This window comes from Dinghuibacter sp., from assembly GCF_035492835.1.
Classification (GTDB): Bacteria; Bacteroidota; Bacteroidia; order Chitinophagales; family Chitinophagaceae; genus Dinghuibacter.
Genome location: NZ_DATJIY010000242.1, coordinates 1 through 6,434, shown reverse-complemented (window position 1 = coordinate 6,434; position 6,434 = coordinate 1). Strand labels below are relative to the sequence as shown.

Annotated in this window: 4 protein-coding genes; 3 read left to right on the top strand and 1 reads right to left on the bottom strand. The window is 58.4% G+C overall.

Translation table 11 applies throughout. The annotated features are described in order from the left end of the window. Positions 1-1,109 (bottom strand): reverse transcriptase family protein (locus VL547_RS21970; RefSeq protein ID WP_325582051.1); only part of this gene is annotated, 1,109 nt, incomplete at its 3' end. 394 nt (positions 1,110-1,503) lie between these two features. Between VL547_RS21970 and VL547_RS21965 the strand changes: the two genes are divergently transcribed. The 3 genes from VL547_RS21965 to VL547_RS21955 form a co-directional block, all read left to right on the top strand. Beyond that, on the top strand, positions 1,504-2,490 hold the full coding sequence (locus VL547_RS21965) for a WYL domain-containing protein (RefSeq protein ID WP_325582049.1): 987 nt from the start codon (positions 1,504-1,506) through the stop codon (positions 2,488-2,490). Positions 2,491-2,590: 100 nt separating this feature from the next. Then, on the top strand, positions 2,591-4,564 hold the full coding sequence (locus VL547_RS21960) for a M1 family metallopeptidase (protein ID WP_325582047.1): 1,974 nt from the start codon (positions 2,591-2,593) through the stop codon (positions 4,562-4,564). Between the two features lie 299 nt (positions 4,565-4,863). Beyond that, positions 4,864-6,434 (top strand): hypothetical protein (locus VL547_RS21955; RefSeq protein ID WP_325582045.1); only part of this gene is annotated, 1,571 nt, incomplete at its 3' end.

Here is a 6,434-nt window from a genome sequence, read left to right as displayed (position 1 = left end):
ACTTCGGCTATAACCGACGTCCGCTCCTTCAATTTCTTTAGCCGTCCCCCAAGCTTCGCCGCTAAGGCATCATCCGCTCCGCGGATCGCCCGTAGGTACTGAACCTTTCCCTCGAGAACAGCCGCCATGTCCCCTTTGGTTGTATATCGTTGCGAGAAATAGCTTTCCGCCCGGTCACGACCGTAACGCTCCCAGTAGTAAAGCCACATCCGTAGTTCGGAAGCATACGCCTTGGGTAGGTTCGCTTTCTCATTCACGATGATCCCTGTAACCTCCTGACGGACGTTGTACTTTTGCAGCCGGACCTTGACGGGGTTCACGACGAAGCTTTGGTCGTCGATGATCTTGTTGACCTTGGATAGCAAGGGCCCTTCGCCATCAAAAGCGTTGTAATCGGCCGAGAACGTAATATCGTCCGCGTAACGGCTGTACTGGACCTTGTATCGTTTAGCGAGCGCCGCCAGCTTGTAGTCCAGCCTTTGTGCCACAATGTTGACAATGGTGGGGGAAGTAGGCGCGCCTTGCGGCAGAACATTCCGATCGACCTCTTTCCATTCGCCGAATTCATTTTGCCGTTGCACCGGGAGCTCGGTGCAGCACAATCCGGCGATCACGTTAGCCAGGGTAAGCCGCCGTTTTTCCCTGGATAACAAGAACGGTGGGTTTTGCAAGCACCGCCATACCCGGGCCTGGTCGACCGAGTGAAAAAAATCCTTGAGGTCCAGGTTGTAAACGTACTTTTTGCCTATATGGATCGTCGCGTTATCCTGCACCGACCGCCCCGGGACGAAACCCATAGCCGCCGGGTGCGGTTGGAATACCTGCTGAAGCATAACGTTGACACACCGCTGAATGAGCTTTAGCCCGCCCCTCGGAGCGGTGATCGTCCGGGCCGATCCGTTCTTTTTGGGTATGGAAAAGCTATGGTAACGAAGATCTGTGTCTCTTTCGTTGATGTAGAAGTTGATATCCCTTACCTGTATCGGATAGGCCTTATTTCCCAGGATAAGCTTTTTTATATACGTTAACAGGTCCGCCAGGTCTTTCCGGTTGGACATCGTCGCAAAGCTGCTTTGGATGTGGTGTATTTGGGCCTGTCGTAGCTTCATCGGATCGTAAGAACCGACTTTGAATGCCCGTCCCTATTCTTTGTGTATGATGCGAACTGAGTAGCTAATGGGAAAACGTTATTAATTGTCTGAAACCCGATGATATCGAAATTGCATCAAGTGTAACGTAGCTGGCGAATCGGATGAAAATTCACGTAACTTATCGGTATATCGGTTCAACTGGATTCACAGATTCCTCATTTGCCAAAATCCCTGATCATCGGAATGACCAGCGGGACATTAGCCCCGGACAAGCCGGGGTATGCCTGCCGATCTGCAGCCGAAGCTGCCAGCAGGCGGATTCAATAGTTTGGACGGGCATTCAAAGAGCGGCGTTCTCTTACAAAGCTATACTTTTGCTGTGCACTCCATCTGCACAAACCAATGAATATTTATGGGAATCACGAAAAATGCGTTGATCCGCTATCAGGCATTGGACAGGTGCTTCGGTAATCATCGTCGCGTTTGGTATATCGAGGACCTCCTGAGAGCGGTCAATGAGGCCCTGGGTGAAGCCAGCTCTGGGTCCTCCAGTATACAGCGCCGGCAGTTATACGAGGACATCCGGTTTATGGAAAGCGCCGAGGGCTGGAACATCATCCTTCAAAAACGGCGGACCGGTCCGAGGGTAAGCTATCGATATGAAGATTCGAATTATTCAATTAATAATCAGGCATTTAATGCGGCGGAGGTCGACCAGATTAAGACCACGGCCCTTCTTTTGGCACGGTTCCGCGGCCTGCCGCAGCTCGATGTAATCAAGGGCTTTTTGGCCAGGCTGGGGACCCCTCAAGCATCCGGGATCCTGTCGTTCGACCACAACGAGTATGTCAAGGGCGCGGCCCTCTTGGAGGAACTGTCCCTGGCGGTCTTCTATAAAAGAGGCTTAATTGTTGACTATAAGCCATTTACGTTGGGGCGTTTTGTAGCGCAGGTATTTTTCCCCTATTATCTCCGGCAATACAACAACCGCTGGTTCCTTTTTGGTTGGAGCGACGAGGCTCAGGCCATACGTACCTTGGCGCTGGATCGGATCGAATCCATACAGCCCTGGGAAGGCCCCTTCCGAGAGAACGATCTCGATTTCGATACCTATTTTGACGACATCATCGGCGTCAGCCGCCCTGACGCTGACGCAATTGATATCACCCTCCATTTTCCTCCGGACCAGGCGCCCTATATCCTCACTAAGCCCCTGCATGGCTCGCAACGAAAAGTACGGAGCGCCGATGGGCTCACCGTAAAAATTACCGTCATCCCTAACTACGAATTGGAGCAGCTCGTACTTTCTTTCGGGGAAAAGTGTACCGTCGTCGCCCCTCCCGACTTCCGGGCGCGCATCGCGGGTCGCATCCGGACCATGTTGGAACGCTATGCCTAGATCATCCGCACATCTCTTCTATTCCCCGCCCATCCCCCAATCCCCCCGGTGAAATACCCCATCCCCCTATCTTTAGCCCCATAAAACAATCGAGACAGATATGAGAAAATTCATCGGTTTCCTGGCCGTCGCCACCCTCGTGGCAGGCCAGCAGGCCAGGGCGCAGCGGCAAATGGAAACGCCTCCGCCGCCCGCCGGCAACTACGACCCCCACGAAGCCTTCGGTCCCCTGTTCTACCCCGCCTATGGCGACGACCAGCGCACCGCCGACGGCCGCCCCGGGGCCAAATACTGGCAGAACGGCGCCGACTACTCCATCGCCGCGCGCCTGGACGAGACCACGCACACCCTCACGTCCACCGTGGTCATCACTTACAAGAACAACAGCCCGAACGACCTTCCCTTCGTGTGGCTCCAGATGGACCAGAACATCTACAGCCTGAAGTCCCGCGGCGTCGCCATCACCGACCTGTCCGGCGGGCGCTGGGCCAACCACGACAACTTCGACGGCGGTTACAACCTGACGTCGGTCGAGGTGATCGACGCCGCAGGCAAGGGCGTCAAGGCGGACTGCGACGTCGAGGACACGCGGATGCAGATCAAGCTCCCGAAGGACCTCAAGGCCGGCGGTACCCTGAAGCTGAAGATCGCCTATAACTTCGTCCTCCCCGAATACGGCACCGACCGTTGCGGCCGGATCGAAACCAAGAACGGCTGGATCTACGAGTTCGCCCAGTGGTATCCCCGGATGTGCGTCTATGACAACGTCCTCGGCTGGAACACCCAGCCCTACCTGGGCCAGGGGGAATTCTACCTCGAGTACGGGAACATCGACTATAGCGTCAACGTACCCGCCAGCTTCATCGTCGGCGGCTCGGGCGAGCTCGTCAACCCCATGGAGGTCCTGACGCCCACCCAGCAAAAACGCTACGCCGCCGCCAAGGCGAGCGACAAGACCGTCACCATCCTCGGCGCGGACGAGATCGGCGCCCCCGGCAGCCGTCCTGCCTCCGGCCGTCTGACCTGGAAGTTCCGTTGCACCAACACCCGCGACGTAGCCTTCGGCGCCTCCAAGGCATTCGTATGGGACGCCGCCAAAATGAACATCCCCGGCGGTAAAACGTCCCTCGCACAGTCCCTGTATCCCGTAGAAAGCGCGGGCGACAGCGCCTGGGGCCGCTCCACCGAGTACGTCAAGGGCGCTATCGAGTTCTACTCCAGATATCTCTACCCCTTCACCTATCCTTCCGCCACCAACGTCGCCGGTCGGGTAGGGGGGATGGAATACCCCGGTATCGTATTCTGCGGCCTCCGCTCCCGGAAGGGCAGCCTCTGGGGCGTCACCCGCCACGAGTTCGGCCACAACTGGTTCCCGATGATCGTCGGCTCCAACGAGCGCAAATACCCCTGGATGGACGAAGGCTTCAATACCTTTATAAACGGCGTCGTCGACTCCGCCTTTAACAACGGCGAATACTTCCGCCCCGTAAGGAGCCGCACCCGTATGGCCAATGCCTACTACGGCGTGGACCCCATCCTGACCATCCCCGACGCCATGCGTTCCTCCGGCGCCTGGGGCGTCCTCAGCTACAGCAAACCCGGCTCCGGCCTGGAGCTGCTCCGCGAAGAAATCCTCGGCAAGGCGCGTTTCGACTACGCTTTCCGGTATTACGTACACGCATGGGCCTTTAAACATCCCACGCCCTACGACTTCTTCCACGCTATCGAAAACGCCGCCGGCGAAAACCTCGACTTCTTCTGGCGCGGCTGGTTCCTCGAATCCTGGAAGATCGACCAGGCCGTCACCAACGTCGAATACGTCAAGAACGACCCGGCCCAGGGCGCCACGATCACCATCGTGAACAAAGAAAAGCTCCCGATGCCCGTGACCGTCGAGGTAAAGGAATCCAACGGCAAAACCGACCGCGTCCATCTCCCCGTCGAGATCTGGATGAAAGGCGACACCTGGAAGTTCCACTACGCCTCGACCTCTTCGATCACCCAGGTGACCATCGACCCCGATAACCGCTACCCCGACGTCGACATCAACAACAATACCTGGAAGGGGCAATAGCCCGCCCCGCCGGTCCCGCCGACCAGGCCTGTTAGCCCGAAGGGGGCCTGTCAGGCTTGTTTTACCCAGTTTTGCGTAGACGCTACGCAAAACGGAGTAAAACAAGCCTGACAGGCCCCCTTCGGGCTTAGCGCCCACGCACGCCCGCGACACCCGGCACGACGCGGATTTGTTTTATTGAAATATTTAACTATTTTGGTCAGCGATCCGTACCAATCTCCAGAAACATTTATGGCTACATGATTAGTGGAATCGTCGCAAGACCTGCGACCCGAATCTCCATTATCTAAACACAACCTATGCGTATCTCGCTTTGCCTGCTGACACTCACTTGTTTATCCTTTACGACGTTTAAACCCGTCTCGCTGACCATCAGTGGTCCCAACCCCGTTTGCCAGGGGACGACGCCGGCGTTCCACGCAACGCTGTCGGGTTTTTCGGGTACGCCCACGTATCGTTGGACAAAAAACGGCATCGTCGTCCACTCCAACGTACGCACACCGGATTCCTCCGTCCTGGAGATCACCGTATACCAGAACGGCGACGTCATCAGCTGCACCGCGGGAGGCGTGACGTCCAACTCCATTACGATCACGGTCCAGACGGCCCAGGCGTTCAGCCTCGGCGGCAGCGTCCCGGGTATGTTCCAATGTCCCGGGTCCTTTATCACCCTCAACGCCGGCGGCAACCTGCCCTGTACGTTTTCCTGGTCCCAGAACGGTTCCTCCATCCCCGGGGCGGACTCGTCGAGCCACGTCGTACAGGTCGTCTCGGCCGCCCAGCTCAAAGCCATCAGCGTGTCGGCCAACTGCACCGCGTCCTGCGTGACCAACCCGAGTCAGACGTTTTCCTTTACCAACGTCGGCAATATCAACGTCCCCGCCTCCGTCACCCCCACCATCGCCATCACGCCCAGCCCGGGCGCCTCCGTGTGCGCGGGCGGCTCCGTGACCTTTACGAGCGCCATCACCAACGGCGGCACCGCGCCCCAGTACAACTGGTTGCTCAACGGAAGCCCGGTGTCCACCGCCAGCAGCTGGACGCAAAACAGCCCGGTCACGGGGCAAACCGTGTCGTGCAACCTTTTTTCCAACGTCTCCTGCGCCACCAGCTCCTCGGTGTCATCCAACGTCGTAACCCTGGCGGTGACGCCCGTGCGGACGTTGGGGATTACGATCGCCGGCAACGATAGCGTCTGCCAGGGGGGCTCCGCCTTCTTCCACGCGACCGTCACCAACAGCAATGGCGCCACCATCAACTACCAATGGCAGCGCAACGGTGTCACCGTCCATTCCGACATCGTCACCCCCGACTCTTCCGTCTATGGCACGACGCGTCTGCAAACGGGCACGGTCATCGACTGTATCGCGTCCACGACGGCCGCGTGTTTCACCGGGCCGGTGACGTCCAACAACGACACCGGCGTGGTCCAGCAGCCCGTGGCCTTTACGGTGGGCGTCGTGCCCGAGGGGATGTTTTATTGTGCGGGCCATCCCGTGATCTTCAGCGCTTTCGCCAGCGCGCCGGCGAATTATACCTGGACCGAGAACGGAACGATCATTAGCGGCGCGACGGGGAGCCAGTATACCCTTCCCGCGGCCACGCTCCCCCTGCTCCAGGGCATAGCCGTATCCGCGAACGCAACGGGCGGCGGCTGTCTGAGCAACTTCACCGCTACCGCCACCGAGAGCGGACACACCTTTCAGCAGGCCGCCTATGTGGTGCCCTCCGTGACCCTGAATGAATCCGGCGCCACGCCCGCGACCTTCACCGCGGCGGGCGTCAACGCGGGCGCCGCGCCCGTCTACCTCTGGCAGCTCAACGGCGTCACCGTCCAACAGGGTGGTCCGTCGTATACGCCCGCCGGCGT

Coding starts and splice junctions, on each gene's coding strand:
- VL547_RS21965 (WP_325582049.1), top strand. CDS start 1,504: ATGGGAATCACGAAAAATGCGTTGATCCGCTATCAGGCATTGGACAGG.
- VL547_RS21960 (WP_325582047.1), top strand. CDS start 2,591: ATGAGAAAATTCATCGGTTTCCTGGCCGTCGCCACCCTCGTGGCAGGC.